Origin of the sequence: Microcoleus asticus IPMA8 (assembly GCF_013179805.1) — a bacterium.
Lineage (GTDB): Bacteria > Cyanobacteriota > Cyanobacteriia > Cyanobacteriales > Microcoleaceae > Microcoleus > Microcoleus asticus.
Genome location: NZ_SRRZ01000261.1, coordinates 1 through 2,674 on the forward strand (window position 1 = coordinate 1; position 2,674 = coordinate 2,674).

Consider the following 2,674-nt stretch of genomic DNA (forward strand, 5'->3'; position numbering starts at 1 on the left):
TTTTCTTTTTCACCCTCATTCTCTCCTGGCGCGGTGGCTCTAGTTCTTCTTTGGCCACCGTTCTCATCTTTGGTTAGTCTAAACTACAGTATTTATTAACCTATGCTTCTACCTAAAGGACTGGACTAATGGTAAACTCCAGTCGCAATATCCATCACCATGTCGTATTTGTCGCGGTACGGCTTGCGGGCGACTAATGCCTCAGTGAAATAGTGCATTGCCACTTTTAGTTCGCTATTAGCTCAACCGAAATGTTCTAGGAGCAACCTAGCAAGGTGTGGATCTGGATCGGACAACCGCGAATTGAATTCTAGCTCTTTGACGTGATAAAATATTTGGATTTCTTACCTAATATTACTGTGCTTGATGTGCTAGCTATCGGGATAAAAGCTTGAATCAATTCAAAAAAATGTCAAACAAACAGACCTCTAGAGAGCAAAGTATTTTAGGTTGAGTTGCTGCCTCTAATTAAACAAATTAACGGCTACAGTTTCCCTCGCTTTCTACCTAGAGCTATAGATTGGAAGAGGATTTTTTCTAAGCTCTTCTTAAAAGATATCCACGAATAAATTCAGGAAACTGTACCGCATTTTTTCAATCCAAAAACCATCCAGCTACGGGAATGAGCATACACTCATCCCGCAGTAGGACGGTATCAGTCGTCTCTTAAGATCTGGGCGACGTGTTCATCTGTGGCATTGTTTGTGTCGGTTGGAAAAACCCAAAGTAGGCAGCGACGATGGCTGTTAAGGCGTTGAACCAAACATTATTCCCGAAAATCGGCATTAAGCCGAACGTTGTCTGAGCGACTGGCAGCAATCCCATGATTGCTATTAAGGCATAGGCGATCGCAAAACCCCGATTGTAGAGACGCGCACCACCTGAACTGGTATAGGCAACAATCCCCACGATCCCAACTATTATGTGTACGATGTTATGCAAGAGATTGGTTGGGAATAGCCCGAATAGATAGCCAAATCCCGCCGAATAGATGTTAGGAGATGTATCAACCGGGATAGCAGCACCTGTAGGTGGCAGTGAAACAAGACCTGGTACAAATCCAGCTACACCTATAACCGCGAAGAGGATTCCGATAATCAGGGCACAGTAACGCTGTCCCATATTTTCGCTGTTCATTTTGTCCATCTTTTTTATTCCCTCATTTTTTCAAATCTTCTTGAATGGTGTTCTTATCGCTTTTATTTTCACTTCAATGGAGTTCCCTAAAGAATAGAAAGAAATACTATTGGGTAAGCTGAGGCGAGATATACCCCGCAAGTACCGTCAGATTATCTATTCCTATTCTTCACCTACTCCCCACTCTTCATTTGAGAATCTCCTAGAAGCAGTGCAATAATACTTTCTATTAAAGCCATATTTTAGCCCGTTTACTCTATCAAAAGGAAGAATTAGAGCGGTAGGATTAATGCAGAGTGACAAACTCTTCGATAACTAAAGGATGAAGCCGATTGCTTCATCGAAATGTTTCTTAGTTGCCCTTAAGTGGGGGGATAAAGCCATACATTTAATAATCTCTACAGCCGCTTCACCCACCATGTAAGCAGCACTGGATCAGATCGGCTATCAACAACTAACTTGATTAACGTGAGTTCGACGCGAGCGTGAGCGACTGGAAACATAAACGAACTCTTGCTCGCGAGCGCGGTCACTCACGGGCTAGACAATTATCGGAGACGGGCTTTGTTGCTGCATCAACTGTCGCGCTCCGCGATCGTGAGTCCCTCAGGAATTACGCATAGACGCTATATAATATAGAGTTCTAAAAATTCCGAATCCTCGGAAAAATAGGTGAGCCATTGTCACGAATTTAAAAAGTTAAATTTTCAAAACATTACCAAGTTTTATTTTAAACTAGCTGGCAATATATAGTGAATTTTAATTCATTTATATATTAAATATAGCAATACATTTTATTAAAATTTCTCTTATTTCTCCAATTAAATGTGTTATTTTTTAGAGGCAATTCCACAGTAAAAATGTACAAAAAATAATATGATTAATATGAACAAAACTTGGGGCAATGAGCAGCTTCTATGCCGATTAAGTGTTTGACTTCGGGATGAAATTATTGAACTTTTTAACGCATTATATCAACTTTTTTGATATCGGTTGTGTCACATTGGTTTAAGTCATTGGTTGCTATATATTCCGTGCTTTTGGTATAAACAGTAACACCAAAAAATTTTTGTTTGTCGAGAAGTTGCGAACTTTTATGAGTTTTCCTGACTGGATTTCTTGTGATGTCCTCTCAATTTTTTTTAGTTATTTATTTATACTTGGATACTCCTCCGGTGTCATGTACTAAACGATTCTTTTTCTATCGGCAATAGTAAATATTTCCCAAACTGTCAATTTTGCTATCAGTTTTTGGTACGCATACCAGCTATCCATAAGCACTTGGGCGAAAGAAATCTGTTGGCTGTTGACCAAACCATCTAACATATCAGCAACGTATTATAGATGGCTTTTACCATCATCACAAGGGCGCTAAATCCGGTAATTTATTACCTAAAATCTACCGCTTTTTTGGTTGATATACAATTTATTAATGCTATTTCTGGTAATATAGCAATCCTAAATGAATTGTGAAAAGGCATCAAATCTTTTCAAGTTAGGAAAATTGAAAAGATTATATTTAGCAAACAATTGAAAT

At 39.0% G+C, this 2,674-nt stretch carries 1 protein-coding gene; it reads right to left on the reverse strand.

What is annotated here, in order from left to right; translation table 11 throughout:
• Nucleotides 1-666 precede the first annotated feature (666 nt).
• Entirely contained in the window at nt 667-1,146 is a 480-nt protein-coding gene (locus E5S67_RS31590) for a DUF4383 domain-containing protein (protein WP_172193385.1), read from the reverse strand.
• Between the last annotated feature and the right edge of the window lie 1,528 nt (nt 1,147-2,674).